The following is an 18,246-nucleotide window of genomic DNA, read 5'->3' as shown; positions in this document are numbered from 1 at the left end:
CTCTGTTCTTCTCGGCCTAGATTCAGGCCTTGGATAGGATACCCCAAATCTCGTCCTTGAGAGCAGCGCGCTTCTTGCGCAGATCCACCTCGGCCAACTCCTCAAGCGGCTCGATGTTGGTCTCGGCACGGTGCACAGCGCGGTTGATCTCGTGATACTCATCCGCAAGCCGGGCGAAATGCGCGTCCGACTGTTTCAGCGCGCTCATGGCGTCGATCTTGTCGGGAAATTCCTCGGCCAATTCATGCGGGGTGTGAGACATCTGTTCGCTCCTTTTTTCCGGTTCGAACAGAGCCTACGTCAACGCCACCCGACGCCACTTTGACCCGGATCAAATGCGCGTAGAAAACCCATCTTTTCGAGACTAATTTTTGGCCGCGCGCCAACCTGCGCGCCGCGCTTCATCAGCGGTGCAGAACCACCGTTCACCTTTGGCCGTGCTGATCCGTGTGCGGCTGTAATGCGGTTGGCCGGGGCGATGGAAAATCCGCTCTCCCTTGGCCGAGATATTGCCCTTGATCTGACAGTTCGCGGGAGAATCTGCCGTTCGCTTGGCGGCGCGATGATCCCAGGGCAGCGCAACGCGCGCGGCATGCAGCCCCGCCGCCGCCAACTTGGCGCGGTTTTCGGCGCCGACGTAGTCCGTCGAATACTTGCGAAAAGCAAAGGCCAGCCCTTGCGACACCAGTGCCTGCCCGACATCGCGGCCCTGAACCTTACAGCGTGCGACCGTGCGGCCGTAGCGATCTTGGGTGATACGCGCGCATTGCGCTGTATGCCCATCATAGAGGCCGCGCACCTGCTGCGTCGCCCAGGCCCCGCAGTCCCATCCCTGCCCCGAGGAGCGGGTGCAGGTCTGGTCAAACTCGGGCGCGTCAATGCCATGCAAACGCACTCGGGTGCCGCCAACGTCCCATGTGTCGGTATCAATCACCCGGACAGGACCGGACAGGTCAGCGGATGCGACCACCGGAAAGGCGGCCAGAACAAAGGCGAAACAAATTCTTAACATGATCCTGATATGCGCCCCCGGATGGGCGCATTCAACAGGCGCTGTTAAGAAAGGTTAACGTCCTTTCGTCACCGTTGTGCGGTTTCCCAATTCGGGTTGATCCAGGGCGCATCATTTGCCCGCGCCAGCGCGTCACGCCCCAGCAAGTGATCCGACATTTTCTCGCCCACCATGATCGACGGCGCGTTGAGGTTGCCGTTGGTGATGCGTGGAAAGATCGAGCTGTCTGCAACGCGCAGGCCGTCGACGCCGATCACCCGACCCTCAGGATCGACAACCGCATTGGCGTCATCCGCGCGCCCCATCCGGCATGTGCCGCAGGGGTGATAGGCACTCTCGACGTGCTCCTTGATGAACCCGTTCAGCTCGTCATCGCTTTGCAGGGCATCGCCCGGCTGGATTTCATGCCCAGCAAAGGGTGCGAACGCCTCTTGCCCAAAAATCTCACGCGTAAGGCGGATACAGGTGCGGAAATCGGCCCAGTCATCCTCGTGGCTCATGTAGTTGAACAAAATTTTGGGCGCATCCTCGGCCCGGTTCGACCGCAGGGTGACCGCGCCACGCGACTTGGACCGCATCGGGCCAACGTGTGCCTGAAACCCGTGCCCCTCAGCCGCCGCCTGCCCGTCATAGCGCACCGCCATCGGCAGGAAGTGATACTGAATGTCCGGATATTGCACGCCTGCCTGCGAGCGGATGAAGGCCGCGCTTTCGAACTGGTTCGAGGCGCCCAGACCGGTTTTTGTAAACAACCACTGCGCCCCAATCGCCCCTTTGGAGATCAAGTTCCAATGCTTGTAGAGCGTGATCGGCTGTGTCGCGGCCTGCTGGATGTAAAGCTCCAGATGGTCCTGCAGGTTCGCGCCGACACTGGGGCGATCGGCTACGACGTCGATACCATGCTCGGCCAGATGCGCACCCGCGCCGATGCCCGACAGCATGAGCAGCTTGGGCGAGTTGATCGACGAGGCTGCCAGAACCACCTCGCGCCGGGCGCGGATAATCTGTTTTTTGCCGCCCTTGATGATCTCGACGCCGGTGGCGCGCCCCTCTTCCATCACAACGCGCGACGCCAGCCCATTGACCAGATCACAGTTCGGGCGTTTCAAAGCGGGTCGCAGATAAGCATTGGCGGCGGACCAGCGACGGCCTTTGTAAACCGTCTGCTCCATCGGGCCAAAGCCCTCTTGTTTCTCACCGTTGTAATCGCCGGTGACCTCATATCCGGCCTGCTGACCCGCATCGACAAAGGCCTTGAACAGCGGGTTTGAACGAGGTCCACGTGTCACATGCAGCGGGCCATCGGTGCCCCGCCAGGTCGGGTCGCCACCGTGGCCGCCGTCGTGCCAGGTCTCCATCCGTTTGTAGTAGGGTAGCACGTCTGCATAAGACCAGCCATCAGCGCCCATTTCGGACCAATGGTCGAAATCCATCGCATGACCGCGCACATAGACCATGCCGTTGATCGAGGACGAACCGCCGATCACCTTGCCGCGCGGACAGGCCAGACGGCGACCATCCAGATGCGGCTCAGGCTCGGACTGATAGCCCCAGTCATACCGCGACATGTTCATCGGATAGCTCAGCGCCGCAGGCATCTGGATGAACGGCCCCGCATCGGTGCCGCCATGTTCGATCACCAGCACCGAGGCCCCTGCCTCGCTCAGACGATAGGCCATGGCACAGCCGGCGGACCCGGCCCCTACGATGACAAAATCTGCTTCCATGTCTCAGGCTCCTGCCAAACCTGCCGGGGCCGCCCGCAGCAACGGGCGTTCAAGTTTTCATGCCTCCGGCGGGAGTATTTTCAAAAAGGTGAAAGGATCATTCGCCACGCGGGAAGCGTTGGCTGTCCTCCAGATTGTCCAGGTTCATGTGGTTGCGCATGTAGCGTTCCGAGGCCTTTTGCAGTGGCTGATAGTCCCAAGGGTAATAGCCCCCCTGGCGCAGCGCCTCATACACCACCCAACGTCGGGCTTGGCTGGCGCGCACATCTGCATCAAAACGGTCCAGGTCCCAGCGGGCCTCGGACTTGGCCTTGATGGTGGCCAGCGTGCCCGCGTGGGCCGGGTCGTCCGCCAGGTTCGTCAGCTCATGCGGGTCGGTGTCAAGATTGAACAGCTGATCGGGGTCCAGCGCGCAGCGGTTGTATTTCCACGGACCGTAGCGCAGCGACACCAGCGGCGCATAAGACGCCTCGGCCGCGTATTCGATCGCCACAGGCTCTGTCCGCTCGGTCCCCTGCGCCAGTGGCACAAGGTTCATACCATCAGTCCAGGGTTCGATCTCGGCCATGTCGACGCCCGCAAGAGCGCCCAAGGTCGGGGTCACGTCGATTGTAGACACCGGCGTGTCAATCAACCCGACAGGCATGTCGGGAGACGAGATCATCAAAGGCACACGCGACGAGCCCTCATAGAAGCTCATCTTGAACCACAGGCCCCGCTCGCCCAGCATGTCGCCGTGGTCCGAGACGAACATGATGATCGCCTCTTGCCGAGTGGTTTCCAGCACATTCAGAATTTCGCCGATCTTATCATCCAGGTACGAGATATTGGCGAAATAGGCCTGACGTGAGCGTTTGATGTTCTCCTCAGAGATGTCAAAGCTGCGCCAGTCGTTGGCATCAAAGATACGCTTGGCGTGGGCGTCGTGATCGTCGTAGTCCATCGCCGGGATTTGCGGAAGCAGATGCTCGGAATCCTCGTAAAGGTCCCAGTATTTCTTACGCGCCACGTAAGGGTCATGCGGGTGGGTAAAGCTCACGGTCACGCACCAGGGGCGGTCATCATTGCCGCGCGCCAGATCATAGAGCTTGGCGGTCGCGTTGTAGGCAACCTCGTCGTCATACTCCATCTGGTTCGAGATCTCGGCGACCCCTGCCCCGGTGACCGAGCCCATGTTGTGGTACCACCAATCGATGCGCTCGCCCGGTTTGCGATAATCCGGCGTCCAGCCGAAATCGGCCGGGTAGATGTCGGTGGTCAGGCGATCCTCAAACCCGTGCAGCTGATCGGGGCCAACAAAGTGCATCTTGCCCGACAGGCAGGTGTAATAGCCCGCGCGGCGCAGGTGGTGAGCGTAGGTGGGAATGTCACTGCGGAACTCGGCCGCGTTGTCGTAGACCCCAGTACGCGAGGGCAGCTGACCCGACATGAACGACGCCCGGCCCGGTGCACACAGTGGCGACGCCGTATAAGCATTGGCAAACCGGGTTGAGCGCTCAGCCAACTTTTTCAGGTTCGGGGCATGCAGCCAGTCCGCGGGACCATCGGGAAAGAGGGTACCGTTGAGCTGATCCACCATCAGGATCAGGATGTTGGGGTTTGTCATTTTCCGCTCTCGATCAGGGTATTCAGAACGCGCAGGGCGTGGTTGACGGCCAGTTGCGGCTCTTCCGGGGCGCTGAGCGCGGCGCGGATGTAGAGACCGTCAATCAGGGCGATCATGTTTTCGGCACCCTCAACCGGGTCCGCCAGCAAGGGACGCAAGGCATCAACCAGGTTCGAGCGTATGCGCGCCTGATAGATCTGCCACAGGCGCAGCGCATCGTCATTGGTCTGGGCCAGCACATAGAATGTCATCCAGGCTGCAATCACATCAGGCGTGAAGCAGGATTGCGCAAAACAGGCGCGGATGATGGCCTGTGCCCGTTCGTGACGTGGGGCTGCTTTCAGTTCACTGCGGGCCTCGGCGCCGAAATCCGTCAGGATACGTCGCATAGCGGCCAGAAAAATCTGATCCTTGCCGCCAAAGTAGTGGTGAGCCAGCGCACTGGACATGCCCGCGCGTTTGGCGATCTGGCTGACGGTGACGTCCAGGGACTTGGAGGCGCCAAGCTCGGCAATCGTGGCACGCACGATGGCATCACGGCGGATGGGTTCCATTCCAACTTTGGGCATTCATGCGTCTCCAGCTGTCTGGAGGAAACGCTAGGCGCTTTTTATTGACTCGTCAATCAAGAACCCGCAGATCAGTCTACCCGCTGGTATCGCAGGACATTTCCGCGCGGCAGGTGGGTCATGTTCAGGAATGGCCCATCGACCTGTAGATCACCATAGCAGGTCGCTGCCGAGTCGCCGTCGGACTGCAGAATCAGATATGGCCCGCCTTCGGAATAGTCGTTGCAACTGGCGCTGACGCGAATTGATCCGCTGTCCAGGATTTGGGTGTCATAAGTCAGATCCAACAGTGAGCCATCCAGCATCAAACCCGCTGCGGTATCGTCCCGCGACTGCCATTTGCCCTGCATGTCCTGCAGCAACTCGTCTGCCTCCCCCCACCCGCGCGCAAAGAGCTTGTAGGGCACCAGGTCGGCGGTGCGATCATGGACCGCTTCCATATCGCCATGCACGATCACGGGGCTGCCGGGGCGGAAGCGGTCGACAAAAGCAAAGGCCTCCTCTCCCTCGCGCCCGTCCTGGCGAAAGAACACCTGCACACCATCTGCGAACAGGCTGCACGCGATTTGCCCGCTCTCGGTTGTACAGGCCTGGAAATTGCCCGCCGCGCTGTAAGGCTCGCCGTATTTGCCCGGTGGCACAAAGGCCGGTTCGCTTGGGGGCGCGGGCCGGGAAACGGCAGCCAGATGGGTCACGTGGTCCTTTTCTGTCTTGCCGGTGTCAAGCTCCAGGAACTGCCCATGGCCGTAGCCGCGCCCGCCACACTCCTGATCGCCGGCGATGTCGAACACATCGGCCAGAATGCAAAAGCCGATCCCCTCGTGGTCGAACGCCCACCCGTCGGCCTGCGCCATCAGATAGTAATAGCGGTTGACCAGATCCCCAGCCAGAACGGTGGCGCATTGGTCGGGTTCGATGTTCCACCAACCTTGCGACACCCAGCCGTCGTCCCCGCGATAGCCGATAGCAACCGAATGCAGAACGGCGGTGTCATTGCACACCGCCAGCCCTGCCACGGCAGGGCCGGATGCCATCAGACCAAGGCCTAAGAAGAACGCGCGTAACCTCATGCCGCCACCCTAGGAGCAGGAGCGTTGCCCTGACAAGCGTCAGAGTTTGGGCGTGTTGGGATTGGGTGTAATTTCACGACGCTTCAGCACCGCCTCGCGCCAGGTGATAAAGCTGATGGCCGCCAGGATCAGAGTGCCGCCAAGGACAACCCAGAAATCGACGCCCTCGTCAAAAACCAGCGCACCAAGCAGCGTGGCCCAGATCAACTGTAGAAACGTCACCGGCTGCGTCACGGCCACCGGTGCCGCCTGCATTGCGAGTGTCATGAAGTAATGCCCCCCCGTCGCAAAAGAGGCGATGGCAAACAGGATGCCAAGTTGCGGCAACGTGGGCGTCACCCAGACGGCGATGGCAAAGGGCGCAATGCCGATGGTGACAAAGATCGACATCATCGCGACGACGACAACAGGGCTGATCTCTTCGACCAGCATTTTGACCATCAGATAGGAAATGCCCATGCACAGCGTCGTGCCCAGCATCGCCAGGTGGCCGGGGCTGATCTCGCGAAAGCCCGGACGCAGGATGATCATCGCCCCGATCAGCGCCACGATGATCGCGGTGATCCGGCGCGCCGCCATCGTCTCGCCCAGAAACAGCGCAGCACCGATGGTGACATAGACCGGTGTGAGGTAGTTCATCGCTGTCACCTCGGCCAGGGGGATCTGCGTCATGGCAAAGAACCACAGCATGACCGCCGCGCTGTGGATCGCACCCCGCAAGGTGAACAGACCCCATTGGCGTCCCGTCAATCGCGTTCGGATCAGCGTGCCGAGTGCAGGCACAAAGAACACCAGCCCCAACAGATACCGCAAAAAGGCCGACTGGGTGGGATGCATGCCCGAGCCCATGGATTTCACCAACGCAGTCATGACCACAAACGAAAGCCCTGCCGCCAGCATCCACAGGATACCAGCAATTGGGCGTTGGGTGGCGGTCGCGTCGGCTTGGCTCATACGCCCCTTGAACACCCATTCACAGGCAGGGGCAACCCTTCACATCGCAACAAGTTTTAGGGCAATTCCCCACATTACGACACCGATACCAGCGTCCAGCACTTGCCAGGCCCGCGGCCGGGCAAACAGCGGCCCCAAGGCCCGCGCCCCGTATCCCAGCGAAAAGAAGAAAACAAAACTCGCCAGCATCGCCCCCAAGGCAAAGAACATGCGGTCGTCATATTGGGCCGAGATCGAACCCACCAACACGACGGTATCCAGATAGACGTGCGGGTTGAGCCACGTGAAGGCAAGCACGGTTACCAAAGTGGCCGCCAATCCGGTCACTCGCGCGCCCGTCATCTCCATACTGGCCCCACCACGCCAGGCCGACCGAAAGCTCATCGCGCCGTAACACAGCAAAAACAGCGCCCCGCCATAGCGCATCGCGGGTTCGAACCAGGGCACCGCCTGCGCCAAGGAACCCATGCCGTAGACACCAGCCGCAATCAGCACCGCATCCGACACGGCACAGGTCAGGCACACCGCAAAGACATGCTCGCGTCGCAGCCCCTGACGCAGAACAAAGGCATTCTGCGCCCCGATCGCCAGAATCAGGCTAAAACCAAGGGCAAAGCCGGGAAAAAATGACGTCAGCATGAAGGCTCCTGTTGTTCGACTGCCCGGTTTGACTAGAGGCCACGCGTTGCGTAGTCTAGTTAAAGATAATCAGCTTAGATAAGCAAAACTAATGCAATTCGATCCACAGCACCTTGCCGCCCTGTCTGCCATCCTCAGCCGGGGAAGCTTTGAGGTCGCCGCCGCCGATCTGTCGGTGACGCCATCGGCCATCTCGCAACGGATCAAGGCGCTCGAGGATCGCCTGGGCACGTCGTTGATCAACCGTGGAACGCCCTGTACAGGCACACCTGCGGGCATTCGTCTGGCCAAGCATGCCGAGGACGTCGGCATCCTTGAAGCTCAGGTCAGCCGCGAGCTGTCGCTGGATGCAGCCCCTGGCCCCGCCCGATTGCGTATTGCCGTCAACGCCGACAGCCTGGCGACCTGGTTTGTCAACGCCATGGCAGCAGTGCCGGATGTCTTGTTTGATCTGGTGATCGACGATCAAGACCATTCCGCCGACTGGCTGAAGCGGGGGGAGGTCAGCGCTGCCATCACCGCATCGACCAAACCGGTGACGGGGTGCGACATGCACCCGATTGGCGCGCTGCGTTATATCGCGACTGCCAGCCCATCCTTCTTGGACCAATGGTTTGCCGAAGGCGTCACCGCCAAAGCCCTGGCCGTTGCCCCCTGCCTGACTTTCAATGCCAAGGACGGGCTGCAACGGGCCTGGCTGCAGGAAAATTTTGACACCCGGATCTCTCCGCCCACCCATTTCTTGCCGTCAACCCAGGCTTTTGTAGACGCAGCGCGCCATGGCATGGGATGGGGCATGAACCCGGTCCAACTGGTGCGCGGCCCAATCCGCAACGGCCGCTTGGCCCCCCTGATCCCAAAAACGCCGCTGGATGTGCCATTGGCTTGGCAGGTCAGCCGCATCATGGCCCCTGCCTTGGAGCCGGCCACCAAAGCGGTTAAACAGGCCGCGACCAAAGGGTTGATCCCCGACTGAGTGCGGCCAATAAAGGGGCAACGCATGAAGGATTCCAAATGTTTGCCCGCGAAGACCTGACCTACACCACCCTGCCCCTGCCCGACCGCGCCGACCTGAGCGATGACGAAATGCGCGCCGCCGCCCAAGCGTTCCACGAGGTCATGGGCAAGCGCCACACCGTACGCGACTATTCCGACCGGCCCGTGTCGCAACAGGTGATCGAGGATTGCATTCGCACCGCAGGCACCGCGCCCTCAGGCGCCAATCACCAGCCCTGGCACTTTGTTGCGATCAGGAACCCCGCTCTGAAACAGCGCATTCGCGAAGAGGCCGAAGAGGAAGAGCGCCGGTTCTACGCGGGCGGCGCAGGCGACGAATGGATCAAGGCGCTGGAACCCATCGGGACGGATGCGGTCAAGGAGCACCTGACCGTGGCGCCCTGGCTGATCGTGGTCTTTGCCCAACGCTGGGGCCAGTTCGAAGATGGCACCCGGTTCAAGAACTACTACGTCCCCGAAAGCGTCAACATCGCCACCGGCTTTCTGCTGGCTGCCCTGCATCACGCAGGCCTCTGCACGCTGACCCACACCCCCAACCCCATGCGGTTTCTGAACGAGGCGCTTGACCGTCCAGCCTCGGAAAAGCCCACGATGATCATCGCCGTGGGCCACCCGGCCGAGGATGCGACCGTGCCCGAAGTGGCCAAGAAGAAGAAACCCTTGGACGAGATTCTGACCATCTGCGATTGATCCAAGGCTCAGGTCATGTGCATGGTTGGCCCCATGCGCATCGATCCGGCCTCTGCTTCCCTGCCCCACGTCTTCTGGCTGTGGATCGTGCTGCCGCGTGCGCTGATCCTGGGGGCTCTGGCCGTGCTCGGATCTACTCTGACGATGCCTGCTCTGATCCTCTATCCGCTGTTGGCGGTGGACATCGTGGTCTTCGGCTGGCAGATCGCCCGCTTCCAACGCAGCGCCGACGCCCATGTGGTTGGTCACGGCGGGCTGGCCGCCGTCTGGGGCGGCCAACTGGCATTGCTGGTGGCCGCCGGTTTGGGCGTTGCCCTGTGGTGGGGGCTGGCGCTCGACACCCACGCCCCGCCGGAAGAAGAGCTGTTCACCGACCGGATGGACCGCGAACATGCCGCCACCTACCAGTTGGAGCTGTCGCAAGACGGCACCACGCTGATGTTCCAAGGGGCGATTACCTTTGGCCTGACCCGCCGCGCGACAGCCCTCGCCGATCAAGCGCCCCGGTTGACACAAGTGACCCTCCACAGTCCCGGCGGCCACATCTACGAGGCGCGCGGCTTTGCCAAACTGATCCGTGATCGCGGGTTGAACACCCACGCCGTCGGCGATTGCACCTCAGCCTGCACTCTGCCCTTTGTGGCCGGGCAAAACCGCTCCTTGGCCCCCGACGCGCGTCTGGGCTTTCACCAATACGCGCTGAACTTTGACACAGCCCTGCCGCAGATCGATCTGCAACAGGAACAGGACAAGGACCGCACCTTGTTCGAGACCCAAGGCGTGCATCCGTCCTTTCTGAACGACATGTTCAACACCCCCAAAACCGACCTGTGGTACCTGACCGAGGCCGAGGCGCGCGCGGCGGGTCTGATCACCCCCTGACCACGTCACAAGATCACCGGCTAGCGTTCTGCGGTGCCGCGCCTCACCGCAGGCGAGGCGCCCGGCCCAACTGAGCAAAGGCCCGTCAGGGCATACAGCGAGGGCGGGAGCGCGCCCCCTAGCCGTGTTGCGCCGCCAGATGCGGAAAGCTGTCGACAAAGCGCCCGAACTTGTGGCGTCCGCATGTCACCGCCTCGTATCGCGCCGGATTGTCCGCGCTGACACACCCCGGCAAGGGGGCAAACTCGGCCTCGTAATCGGCATCAATGAAGAACGGGATCGAATAGCGCTCGCGCCCGCTGGTGTTCACCACACGGTGCAGGTTGGCCAGATAAACGTCATTGGTCAGGCGCTGCACAAGATCGCCGATGTTGATCACAAAAGTGCCCGGGATTGGCGGCCCCTCGACCCAATCACCGTCGCGGTTCATCACCTGCAACCCGCCCACATCATCCTGCGCCAATATTGTCAGGTTGCCGTAATCGGTATGCGCCCCAATCCCCATGACGCTCTCGTCAATCTTGCCGGTCTGCGGCGGATAATGCAGCAAGCGTTGAATGCTGATCGGATCGCGCATCTTGGGTTCAAAAAAATCAGGCGTAAGGTCCAGGCTTTGCGCAATCCCGCGCAGCAGGATGGCAGATAGCCGCTTCATCTCTTCATGATACCCGTAAACTGCTTTGCTGAACTCCGGCAGCGCCTCGGGCCATTGATTGGCTCCAAAGAACGGCACATCAACACCCGGTGTCTCCGGACCAAGATCGAAGCACTCCTTTAGATCCTTGGTCTTGGTCGGGTCGGTGTTTTCGCCAAACACCTCAATATACCCTCGCATCGCCACTCCCGAGTTGCCGATGTGCAGCTTCATCTTGTCTTCCAGCGGCAGGTCAAAGAACGCGCGGGTCTGGGCAAAAGCTGCCTCAACCGTCTCGGCCGCAACGCCGTGGTTCTTGACGTACATGAAACCCACATTGGACAGCGCCCACCGGATCTCTTTTGCGACCCGCGCCGGATCGCTGCCATCCACCAGCGGGGCAACGTCGATCACCGGGATGCGGTCAAAGGATTGGCGCGCAGCACGCAGGCTGTCGTCGAGTTGGGCCAGGGCGGCATCGGACATGGGGTTCCTCCATTCATGTGCCGCCAGAAATACGCGCAAGGCCGGACATGACAATTGCGAAAATTCTCACCTTGAATTACTAGAAGTAAGTCATCCGCAACAACTCAGCCACAACTTCACCATATCGGGAAAGCACGGCGATGCCAAAACGCCCCTATGATCTGCCCCCGCTCAGCGCGCTCTCCAGCTTCGAGGCCGCCGCCCGGCACGAAAGCTTCAAATCCGCCGCTCAAGAGCTGAACGTCACCCCGGCCGCCATCAGCCATCAGGTCAAGGCGCTTGAGGCCGAATTGGGCCAACAGCTGTTCCACCGCCACCAACGCGGGGTGGAACTGTCTCAAACCGGGCAGATGTTGCAGCTGACCTTGCAACATGGTTTTGAGCAGATTTCCAATGTCGTCACGCAACTGCGGCAGGACAGCCAGACGCGCGCGGTGACCATCGGGGCGACAACCGCGGTCTCGTCTCTTTGGCTGACACCCCGGTTGGCAAGGTTCTGGAAACGGCACGGCAACATTGCCGTTACCCAGAACGTCTCGGACACGGATCATGCACAGACGGGGTGCAACCTGAGCATTCACTACGGCGACATGACCCGCGACAACGGCGATTGCCGACCGTTGTTCCGCGATCGGATCGCAGCGCTCGCCAGCCCTGTTTTTGCCGCCGAGAATCCCGCTGAGACATTAGCAAATCTAGCCCACCTACCTTTGATCCACCTGAATGCAACAGACGAGCGATGGACGGACTGGCGCACCTGGTGCACGGCACTGGACTATGATGGCCCCATTGGCGAAGGGCTGCGGGTCAACAACTACACCATTGCCTTGCAAGCGGCTCAGGATGACATGGGCGTCGTGCTGGGTTGGAACGCGCTGACCGCACCGCTGGTGCAATCAGGTGCGCTGGTGCGGTTGTTGCCGCAGGACATAACCGCGCCCTTGGATTTCTACATCAAGACCCACGCCTCGGCCAATGAACGCGCGCTTCTGTTGCGCGATTGGCTGCTGAAGGACCCCCCCTAGCGCCGTTCTGCGCGCACGCGTTCGGCCAGTCCCTGCAAATTCCCGCCAAGAACCCTACCCATCATGACCTTCATCATCGTCTGCCCCACCAGCCAACCCAAGGGGCCGTATTTTACACGATAATCAAAGCTCCAAGTCACGCGCGCCTGACCGCCAATCGGTGCGATACGAATGTCGGCAAATGCCTCATGCAGTGGCATTGCCGCCATTTCAGACAACGTGACTGAATAGCCGTGTCCAGGCGACCAATCCGTGACTTCCTCAACCAACGAAGTTCCATTCTTGAAATGGTTCCGACGTTTCGAACCGACGCCATCCTCACCCGTGTTGAGCGCGTCGACCGACACGATATCGGGGGCAAATCTGTCGATCTGCATGAAACTGCCTAAGACGGCCCAAACCTCATCCGGGGTGGCATCAAGGGACAGACTGCGTTCAAAGTGGATCATTTAGATGGCTCCGTGCTTGGGCGCGCGAACTGCGCGATTTCCTGTGTTCGGGCCTGTCCTAGAATTGTCCTGCTCTCACCGTTGTGACAGTAGTGTGAGAGGAGGATGCAAAAATGCGTCGCACGGAACGGCTTTTCCAGATTATCCAGATCCTACGGTCCACAAAGGCACCGATTACAGGGCGGGAGCTTGCCGATGAGTTGGAAATATCCCTCAGCACCCTTTATCGCGACATGGCCGAGCTGCACGCGCAGCGTATTCCGATCACCGGCGAGGCAGGCGTCGGCTATGTTCTTGACGACGGGTACGACATGCCGCCCCTGATGTTTACACCCGACGAGTTAGAGGCCGCCGCTCTTGGCGCCGCCTGGGTCGCATCCGAGGCGGACCCGTCGCTGTCCCGCGCCGCCCGCGATCTGGTGGCTAAACTGTCGAGCGCCATCCCCAAGGAACTGCGCCCAGTCGTACTGAATGCCAGCTCAAAACCGATCCAGACGCGTGCAAGCGTCAAGGAACGCTTTGACGGGGCCCTTCTCCGCCACGCCATTCGCGAGCGGTATCGCCTGCAACTGATTTATGCCGACCACGACGGGCAGGTCACCGACCGCCTCGTCTGGCCGCTTTTCATCGCATTTCTGGATCGTACGCGGTACCTGGTGGCTTGGTGCGAGACCAAACAGGATTATCGCCATTTCAAAACCGAACGGGTGCAGGAATTGAAAGTACTGGCCGAGAAATACCCCAGCCGTCGCACCGCCTTGCTCAAAGGTTGGGAAGAGGACACTGCGCGGCGTTATTCCGGTCAATAACCCAAAAGAAAACGCCCACCCTGCCTGTGGCAGAATGGGCGTTCGAATTCTCGATTACTGACAAGCTCAGAGCTGCTCCATCACCTCATCCGAGGCCTCAAAGTTGGCGGTGACACGCTGGATGTCGTCGTCGTCTTCGAGCGCATCAATCAGCTTCATCAGCTTTTGCATGCCTTCCAGGTCCAACTCAGTCGTGGTGGTGGGTTTCCACACAAGCTTGGTCGATTCCGATTCGCCCAGCGCGGCTTCCAACGCGTTCGATACGTCGTTCAGGTCGGTGTCCGCGCAATAGATGATGTGGCCGTTATCCGAGCTTTCGCAATCTTCGGCGCCTGCCTCGATCGCTGCTTCGAACACGGTATCGGCGTCGCCCGCGTCAGCGGTGTATACAACCTCCCCCTTGCGGTCGAACATGAAGCCGACCGAGCCGGTTTCGCCCAGGTTGCCGCCGTTCTTGGAAAACGTCGAACGCACGGTCGACGCGGTGCGGTTGCGGTTGTCGGTCATCGCCTCGACGATCACTGCGACACCACTTGGCCCATAGCCCTCGTAGCGGATTTCTTCGTAGTCATCACCCTCGCCCGCCTGCGATTTCTTGATCGCGCGGTCGATGACGTCTTTGGGTACCGACTGCGATTTGGCCTCTTTCACGGCCAGGCGCAGACGCGGGTTTTTTTCGGGATCGGGATCGCCCATCTTGGCGGCCACGGTGATCTCTTTGGACAGCTTGGAAAACAGCTTGGACCGCAAAGCATCCTGACGGCCCTTGCGGTGCTGAATGTTTGCCCATTTTGAGTGGCCGGCCATGTGGTGCTCCTGCAAGAATTTGGTTTCGCAGGCCTCTATAAAACAAGCAGGGGGCCGGGTTCAAGCATCCGGCACCCCGTTTGAAGCTTAGATCAGCTGTCCGGGCTCACATGTTTGGCAATGGCTTGCAAGGCCGACACCATCTGCAGCTCGGTTTCGGGCTTTTCATTGTAGTCGGGATAAGCCGCGTTCATCGCAATCACCACGCCCCGAGTAGGGTTGATGTAAAGGAACTGACCATAGATCCCGATGGCCGTGAAATCACCATCATCACGATCAACAGGTATCCACCACTGGTTCTTGTAGCCCAGCGGATAGTCCGACGCGTCGTGTTCCCCCGGCTTGGATTGCGGCGTATCGGTGGTGGTGGACTGCTGCAACCACGCCTCGGACACCACGCGTTCGCCAGTCATCGACACGCCTCCGTTCAGCACCATCTGCCCCACGCGAGCCAGATCGCGCAGGCGCAGGTTGGCGCCGCCAAAGGCCACTGGCTCTCCCATCTGGTCCACCAGCATCTGGGCATCCGCTTCGGCGCCGATCTTGGCCCAAAGATTGTCGTGAAAATAGTCAGCATATTCCCGCCCTGTCGCCCGGCGCAGCACCCAGGCCAGCACTTGCGTTTCAATGCTGGCATATTGGTTGAACGTTCCCGGCTCGCGCTGTCGCACAATGGTGGTCGAAAACTCGTCCAGCGAGCCACGCAAGGTCGCGACCACTGTCTGCACAATGTCCGAGTTCAGGTCGTCATAGTCTTCGACATACCGAATGCCCGAGGTCATATCGAGCACCTGTTGCACAGTCACACCGTCATACCCGGTGTCCTTCAGCTCGGGGATGTAACTGGTCACCGGTGCATCCAAGTCCAAATCACCCGCATCATGGGCCACGCCCGCAAGGATCGAGGTCAGCGACTTGGTCACCGACATTTCGATATGGTGGGTCTCGGCGCTGTTGCCTCGGGCATAGGCCTCGTGAATAAGTTTACCATCCTTTAGCACCGCCAGACCCGTCCAGTGGAAAGCATCAAACAGCTCTTGGGCCGACAGTTCCTTCCCCTCGTAGGTGAAAGTTTCGGGCAGGATATTGGCCTGCTCCTGCATCTCGAACTCGGCCACGGGACCACTTCGCTCGATGGTGATCGAGGGGTAGGTTTCATAGAGCGTGCGAAAATTTTCGTCGATGTTTTCAGGCTCAAAAACTGCCGAATAGGCCATCAGGGCACGCACGTCCTGTATCTTGTCCCAAAACACAGCTCCGCCGATCAGGGCCAGCGCCACTATGGCAACTGCCCCGCGTTTGATCCATTTCATGTGGGTCTCCTCCGTTTTCTCAGTCCGTTCCGTCCGACAGCAGCAACTGATGGGCGGCCTTTCGAACCGCTTTGGGGTCGGACGGCATAAAGCCGATGTCGGCAAAAAACGTGGCGCCAAATCCCATGGACACAATGCCATAGGCGCGCCGTTCACGGTCCTGGTCGCTGTTGCCGATGCCATCTGCCGCCATAAGGTTGGACAGCTCGTGGCACAGTCGCTGATAAAGCCCGCGCAACCGTTCCTGAATTCGCTCGTCCAGCGCGGCATAAGGCCAAAGCTCATCCACCATCAGGCTCAGATCCTCGTCCCCCAGCAGCTCATCCAGCACCAGATCGACCAACTGGCGCGCGCTCAAGCTCCCCTGCTTAACCTGTTCAAGCTGTTCCAGCTTGGCCTCACCCCGTTCGATCATCCGATCAAAAAGCAGCAGAACCAGGTCGATCTTATTGCCCGCAAAATACCGCAACAGTGAACGCGGGAGGCCCGCCTCCTCGGCCACTTTGGCCAGCGTCAGTTTGGCCAGCCCGTCGCGCAGAACGATGCGTTCGAGGGCATCCAGGATCTGCGCTTTGCGTTCGGTTTCCATCTTGGGACGGGCCATGAGTTTCGCCTTCATCGTTTCTTGTCAGATAGACAACTTACGCGATAAAGTGATTCTTGTCACTTTGACAAGTTTAGTTGTTGGCCGACCCTGCGTCACGAATGGCTCCACGACCCACGAATTCCCCGTCGCACCTTTGAGTTGAACCGGCTAGGGTTCCGACATGACGACAGATCAGATCATTTTGTTTTCGCTCTTTGGCTTGGTGTTTGCTTTCCTTCTTTGGGGTCGATTCAGGTACGATCTGGTGGCCTTTACGGCGCTGATGCTGGGCGTTGTGCTGGGGGTTGTTCCGGTTGCAGATGCCTTTTCCGGTTTTGGCCACCCCGCCACCGTCGTTGTGGCGTTGGTGCTGGTTGTCTCGGCCGGTCTGGTTCGATCCGGTGCCGTGTTCCTGATCACCCGCACGCTGGTCGATGCGTCCCGCGGCCTAGGCGCCCACATTGCGCTGATGGGTGGGATCGGTGCGGTTCTATCGGCCTTCATGAACAACGTGGCCGCGCTGGCCCTGCTGATGCCCGTCGACATTCAAACCGCACGCAAGGCGGGGCGCGTGCCGGGGCTGAGCCTGATGCCGCTGAGCTTTGCGACCATCCTGGGCGGCATGGCCACCCTGATCGGGACGCCGCCCAACATCATTATCGCCTCGATCCGTGCCGAGGCCGTGGGTGAGCCTTTCGCCATGTTCGACTTTGCCCCCGTGGGCGGGATCGCCGCCATCGCGGGCCTGATCTTTGTCGCCCTCATCGGCTGGCGGCTGATCCCGACGCGCGGCGACGATCAAGAGCACACCGAGGCTCTGGCCCAATACATCGCCGAGTTGACCGTGCCCGAAGAGAGCCCCCACATCGGCAAACGTCTGGCCGAGTTGGACGAAACCGCCGAGAAAACCGACGTCGCAATCCTGGGTCTGATCCGCGACGGCAAACGCCGCTATGGCCGCGCCGCAAACGCCATCCTGCGCGCCGGTGATGCACTGGTGATGGAGGCTGTGCCCGAGGCGCTCGACGAATTCCGCACCGCCCTGAACCTCGACTTCTCGGACAGTCGGCGACAAGAGGTGCTGAAAGCCGCTGGTGACGGACTGGAAGTGATCGAAGTGGTGGCAACCGAACACAGCCGGATCACTGGCAAGACCTCACAAGCCATTGGTCTGGCCTGGCGGCAAAGCACTGTGCTGATGGGCATCTCGCGTCAGGGCAAGCGGATCACCAAACAGGTACGCAAGACCGAGGTGGAAGCGGGTGACATCTTGCTATTGATGGTTCCCCGTCAACGGGGCCCGGACGTGACCGAATGGCTGAGCTGCCTGCCGCTGGCGGAACGCGGGCTAAGCGTGACGGCCAACGAAAAGGTCTGGCTCGCCATCGGCCTTTTTGCGGCGGCCGTGATTGCGGCCTCAGTCGGGCTGCTCTACCTGCCGATTGCTCTGGGGTTGGTGGTGGTGGGCTATGTCCTGACCAAGATCCTGCCCATTGCCGAGATTTACGACCACATCGAATGGCCCGTCGTGGTGCTGCTGGGATCGATGATCCCATTGGGCGCAGCACTCGAAAGCTCGGGCGGGACCGAGTTGATTGCGGGCAGCCTGATCTCGCTCACCAACGGCCTGCCTGCCTGGGCGATCCTGACCGTGCTGATGGTTGTGACCATGACCCTGTCGGATGTGCTCAACAACACCGCCACCACAATCGTCGCGGCACCCGTGGGCATTCAGATGGCCAACACGCTTGGCGTCTCACCCGATCCGTTCCTGATGGCGGTTGCCGTGGCCGCCTCGGCGGCCTTCCTCACCCCCATCGGGCACAAGAACAACACGCTGATCCTGGGGCCCGGCGGCTATCGCTTTGGCGATTATTGGCGCATGGGTCTGCCGCTTGAGGTGCTGATCGTCGCCGTGTCCATCCCGTCCATTCTGGTCTTCTGGCCAATGTAACCCCCGGAAAGGAACCT

19 protein-coding genes are annotated in these 18,246 nt (G+C 60.6%); 6 read left to right on the top strand and 13 right to left on the bottom strand.

Annotation, left to right across the window (positions count from 1 at the left end):
* Positions 1 to 22: 22 nt before the first annotated feature.
* The 8 genes from TRM7615_RS10455 to TRM7615_RS10420 all read right to left on the bottom strand — a co-directional run bounded on the left by TRM7615_RS10455 (position 23) and on the right by TRM7615_RS10420 (position 7,577).
* Entirely contained in the window at positions 23 to 262 is a 240-nt protein-coding gene (locus TRM7615_RS10455; RefSeq protein WP_085794983.1) for an HP1242/YdcH family protein, read from the bottom strand.
* Positions 263 to 364: 102 nt separating this feature from the next.
* A complete protein-coding gene (locus TRM7615_RS10450; protein WP_108787155.1) occupies positions 365 to 1,012 on the bottom strand; it encodes a thermonuclease family protein in 648 nt (215 codons plus the stop codon).
* 68 nt (positions 1,013 to 1,080) lie between these two features.
* On the bottom strand, positions 1,081 to 2,739 hold the full coding sequence (betA, locus tag TRM7615_RS10445; RefSeq protein WP_108787153.1) for a choline dehydrogenase: 1,659 nt from the start codon (positions 2,737 to 2,739) through the stop codon (positions 1,081 to 1,083).
* A gap of 97 nt (positions 2,740 to 2,836) precedes the next feature.
* Positions 2,837 to 4,345 carry a choline-sulfatase gene (gene betC / locus TRM7615_RS10440; RefSeq protein WP_108787150.1) on the bottom strand — a complete coding sequence of 503 codons (1,509 nt, stop codon included), beginning with the start codon at positions 4,343 to 4,345 and terminating at the stop codon, positions 2,837 to 2,839.
* Positions 4,342 to 4,914, bottom strand: coding sequence for a choline-binding transcriptional repressor BetI (betI, locus tag TRM7615_RS10435; RefSeq protein WP_108787148.1), 573 nt, complete (start codon positions 4,912 to 4,914; stop codon positions 4,342 to 4,344). Before betI ends, betC begins: the two co-directional genes overlap by 4 nt.
* 71 nt (positions 4,915 to 4,985) lie before the next feature.
* On the bottom strand, positions 4,986 to 5,984 hold the full coding sequence (locus TRM7615_RS10430) for a DUF1036 domain-containing protein (RefSeq protein ID WP_108787146.1): 999 nt from the start codon (positions 5,982 to 5,984) through the stop codon (positions 4,986 to 4,988).
* A gap of 39 nt (positions 5,985 to 6,023) precedes the next feature.
* On the bottom strand, positions 6,024 to 6,938 hold the full coding sequence (locus TRM7615_RS10425; protein ID WP_108787144.1) for a DMT family transporter: 915 nt from the start codon (positions 6,936 to 6,938) through the stop codon (positions 6,024 to 6,026).
* 39 nt (positions 6,939 to 6,977) lie between these two features.
* The gene (locus TRM7615_RS10420; RefSeq protein ID WP_181893083.1) at positions 6,978 to 7,577 is read right to left on the bottom strand and encodes a LysE/ArgO family amino acid transporter; all 600 of its coding nucleotides are present in this window, start codon (positions 7,575 to 7,577) and stop codon (positions 6,978 to 6,980) included.
* 91 nt (positions 7,578 to 7,668) lie between these two features.
* Between TRM7615_RS10420 and TRM7615_RS10415 the strand changes: the two genes are divergently transcribed.
* The 3 genes from TRM7615_RS10415 to TRM7615_RS10405 are packed head-to-tail and all read left to right on the top strand — an operon-like array spanning position 7,669 to position 10,166.
* Entirely contained in the window at positions 7,669 to 8,553 is an 885-nt protein-coding gene (locus tag TRM7615_RS10415) for a LysR family transcriptional regulator ArgP (RefSeq protein ID WP_108787142.1), read from the top strand.
* A 38-nt stretch (positions 8,554 to 8,591) separates the two neighbouring features.
* The gene (locus TRM7615_RS10410) at positions 8,592 to 9,284 is read left to right on the top strand and encodes a nitroreductase family protein (protein ID WP_108787140.1); all 693 of its coding nucleotides are present in this window, start codon (positions 8,592 to 8,594) and stop codon (positions 9,282 to 9,284) included.
* A 21-nt stretch (positions 9,285 to 9,305) separates the two neighbouring features.
* Positions 9,306 to 10,166 carry a COG3904 family protein gene (locus TRM7615_RS10405; RefSeq protein WP_108787138.1) on the top strand — a complete coding sequence of 287 codons (861 nt, stop codon included), beginning with the start codon at positions 9,306 to 9,308 and terminating at the stop codon, positions 10,164 to 10,166.
* 118 nt (positions 10,167 to 10,284) lie between these two features.
* Here the strand turns inward: TRM7615_RS10405 and TRM7615_RS10400 are convergent, their stop codons facing one another.
* A complete protein-coding gene (locus TRM7615_RS10400; RefSeq protein ID WP_108787136.1) occupies positions 10,285 to 11,286 on the bottom strand; it encodes an isopenicillin N synthase family dioxygenase in 1,002 nt (333 codons plus the stop codon).
* 140 nt (positions 11,287 to 11,426) lie between these two features.
* On the opposite strand from TRM7615_RS10400, the gene TRM7615_RS10395 reads away from it, so the two are divergent.
* Positions 11,427 to 12,311, top strand: coding sequence for a LysR substrate-binding domain-containing protein (locus TRM7615_RS10395; protein ID WP_108787134.1), 885 nt, complete (start codon positions 11,427 to 11,429; stop codon positions 12,309 to 12,311).
* On the opposite strand, the gene TRM7615_RS10390 is transcribed toward TRM7615_RS10395, so the two are convergent.
* A complete protein-coding gene (locus TRM7615_RS10390) occupies positions 12,308 to 12,760 on the bottom strand; it encodes an SRPBCC family protein (protein WP_108787132.1) in 453 nt (150 codons plus the stop codon). The genes TRM7615_RS10395 and TRM7615_RS10390 overlap by 4 nt on opposite strands.
* 113 nt (positions 12,761 to 12,873) lie before the next feature.
* Between TRM7615_RS10390 and TRM7615_RS10385 the strand changes: the two genes are divergently transcribed.
* The gene (locus TRM7615_RS10385; RefSeq protein ID WP_108787130.1) at positions 12,874 to 13,569 is read left to right on the top strand and encodes a helix-turn-helix transcriptional regulator; all 696 of its coding nucleotides are present in this window, start codon (positions 12,874 to 12,876) and stop codon (positions 13,567 to 13,569) included.
* 66 nt (positions 13,570 to 13,635) lie between these two features.
* Here TRM7615_RS10385 and TRM7615_RS10380 read toward each other — a convergent pair whose 3' ends face one another.
* From TRM7615_RS10380 to TRM7615_RS10370, 3 genes are all read right to left on the bottom strand, one after another.
* A complete protein-coding gene (locus TRM7615_RS10380; protein WP_108787128.1) occupies positions 13,636 to 14,376 on the bottom strand; it encodes a YebC/PmpR family DNA-binding transcriptional regulator in 741 nt (246 codons plus the stop codon).
* Between the two features lie 92 nt (positions 14,377 to 14,468).
* Entirely contained in the window at positions 14,469 to 15,689 is a 1,221-nt protein-coding gene (locus tag TRM7615_RS10375; protein WP_108787126.1) for a serine hydrolase domain-containing protein, read from the bottom strand.
* A 19-nt stretch (positions 15,690 to 15,708) separates the two neighbouring features.
* Positions 15,709 to 16,293: a TetR/AcrR family transcriptional regulator gene (locus TRM7615_RS10370; protein WP_165821407.1), complete on the bottom strand. Its 585-nt coding sequence runs from the start codon at positions 16,291 to 16,293 to the stop codon at positions 15,709 to 15,711.
* 163 nt (positions 16,294 to 16,456) lie between these two features.
* Here TRM7615_RS10370 and TRM7615_RS10365 point away from each other — a divergent pair, with 163 nt between their 5' ends.
* A complete protein-coding gene (locus tag TRM7615_RS10365; protein WP_108787123.1) occupies positions 16,457 to 18,229 on the top strand; it encodes an SLC13 family permease in 1,773 nt (590 codons plus the stop codon).
* Positions 18,230 to 18,246 lie beyond the last annotated feature (17 nt).

The sequence above is a fragment of the Falsiruegeria mediterranea M17 genome (assembly GCF_900302455.1).
GTDB classification, from domain to species: Bacteria; Pseudomonadota; Alphaproteobacteria; order Rhodobacterales; family Rhodobacteraceae; genus Falsiruegeria; species Falsiruegeria mediterranea.
Note: the sequence above shows the minus strand (reverse complement) of the source record. Positions and strands in the feature narration are given on the sequence as shown.

Bases quoted from the DNA above. Each gene is read 5' to 3' on its own strand.
- TRM7615_RS10380 (WP_108787128.1), bottom strand. From the start codon at position 14,376: ATGGCCGGCCACTCAAAATGGGCAAACATTCAGCACCGCAAGGGCCGT.
- betC (WP_108787150.1), bottom strand. From the start codon at position 4,345: ATGACAAACCCCAACATCCTGATCCTGATGGTGGATCAGCTCAACGGT.
- betA (WP_108787153.1), bottom strand. From the start codon at position 2,739: ATGGAAGCAGATTTTGTCATCGTAGGGGCCGGGTCCGCCGGCTGTGCC.
- TRM7615_RS10425 (WP_108787144.1), bottom strand. From the start codon at position 6,938: ATGAGCCAAGCCGACGCGACCGCCACCCAACGCCCAATTGCTGGTATC.
- TRM7615_RS10365 (WP_108787123.1), top strand. From the start codon at position 16,457: ATGACGACAGATCAGATCATTTTGTTTTCGCTCTTTGGCTTGGTGTTT.
- TRM7615_RS10430 (WP_108787146.1), bottom strand. From the start codon at position 5,984: ATGAGGTTACGCGCGTTCTTCTTAGGCCTTGGTCTGATGGCATCCGGC.
- TRM7615_RS10455 (WP_085794983.1), bottom strand. From the start codon at position 262: ATGTCTCACACCCCGCATGAATTGGCCGAGGAATTTCCCGACAAGATC.
- TRM7615_RS10395 (WP_108787134.1), top strand. From the start codon at position 11,427: ATGCCAAAACGCCCCTATGATCTGCCCCCGCTCAGCGCGCTCTCCAGC.
- TRM7615_RS10375 (WP_108787126.1), bottom strand. From the start codon at position 15,689: ATGAAATGGATCAAACGCGGGGCAGTTGCCATAGTGGCGCTGGCCCTG.
- TRM7615_RS10400 (WP_108787136.1), bottom strand. From the start codon at position 11,286: ATGTCCGATGCCGCCCTGGCCCAACTCGACGACAGCCTGCGTGCTGCG.
- TRM7615_RS10410 (WP_108787140.1), top strand. From the start codon at position 8,592: ATGTTTGCCCGCGAAGACCTGACCTACACCACCCTGCCCCTGCCCGAC.
- TRM7615_RS10370 (WP_165821407.1), bottom strand. From the start codon at position 16,293: ATGGCCCGTCCCAAGATGGAAACCGAACGCAAAGCGCAGATCCTGGAT.
- TRM7615_RS10450 (WP_108787155.1), bottom strand. From the start codon at position 1,012: ATGTTAAGAATTTGTTTCGCCTTTGTTCTGGCCGCCTTTCCGGTGGTC.
- betI (WP_108787148.1), bottom strand. From the start codon at position 4,914: ATGCCCAAAGTTGGAATGGAACCCATCCGCCGTGATGCCATCGTGCGT.
- TRM7615_RS10415 (WP_108787142.1), top strand. From the start codon at position 7,669: ATGCAATTCGATCCACAGCACCTTGCCGCCCTGTCTGCCATCCTCAGC.
- TRM7615_RS10420 (WP_181893083.1), bottom strand. From the start codon at position 7,577: ATGCTGACGTCATTTTTTCCCGGCTTTGCCCTTGGTTTTAGCCTGATT.
- TRM7615_RS10385 (WP_108787130.1), top strand. From the start codon at position 12,874: ATGCGTCGCACGGAACGGCTTTTCCAGATTATCCAGATCCTACGGTCC.
- TRM7615_RS10390 (WP_108787132.1), bottom strand. From the start codon at position 12,760: ATGATCCACTTTGAACGCAGTCTGTCCCTTGATGCCACCCCGGATGAG.
- TRM7615_RS10405 (WP_108787138.1), top strand. From the start codon at position 9,306: ATGGTTGGCCCCATGCGCATCGATCCGGCCTCTGCTTCCCTGCCCCAC.